General features: G+C 69.9%; 1 protein-coding gene and 1 pseudogene. Both read right to left on the bottom strand.

Annotated features, from left to right (window positions below):
- Nucleotides 1–225, bottom strand: a pseudogene (locus D3H34_RS33685) (tripartite tricarboxylate transporter substrate binding protein); the annotation flags it as partial.
- Between the two features lie 177 nt (nucleotides 226–402).
- Nucleotides 403–531, bottom strand: coding sequence for a helix-turn-helix domain-containing protein (locus tag D3H34_RS34980; protein ID WP_350308493.1), 129 nt, complete (start codon nucleotides 529–531; stop codon nucleotides 403–405).
- Nucleotides 532–542 lie beyond the last annotated feature (11 nt).

The following is a 542-nucleotide window of genomic DNA, read 5'->3' as shown; positions in this document are numbered from 1 at the left end:
CGCCGTAGCCGCCGCGCCGGGCTTGTTCTCGACCACCACGGGCTGCTTGAGCGTGGCCGTCATGTGCTGGGCCAGCACGCGCGAGACCGCATCGCCGAAGCCGCCCGCGGGATAGGGAACGACCCAGATGACCGGGCGCCGGGCAAACGCCGCAGTCTGTGCGAACGCCGCGGGGGCCAGGGGCAGGGCTGCGCCGGTCAGCAGCAGGGAACGCCGTGAAATCATGTTTGTCTCCATATCGCCAGGGATGCGCCAGAGCCTGTGCATTGCAGGTTGACAGTCGAGGCGCCAGTATGGAGAGCGCGCGGCGCGCGAATGCCGCGGGCTTGCGCAGTTTGTCGAAATCCTGCGCATGGGCCGGCAGGGCGGCGTTCCTGCGCTGAGACCGGCGCGGGCGTGTTGTCAGTGCTGCTGGCGCCAGCGCAGCGGCGTCATGCCCCAATGGCGCGCGAACGCCTGCGAGAAATGCGAGCCCGAAGCAAAGCCCAGCTGCGCGGCGATCTCGCCCACGGGGCTGCGGGTTTCGAGCAGCAGCGCACGCG

Source organism: Acidovorax cavernicola (genome assembly GCF_003581445.1).
Note: the sequence above shows the minus strand (reverse complement) of the source record. Positions and strands in the feature narration are given on the sequence as shown.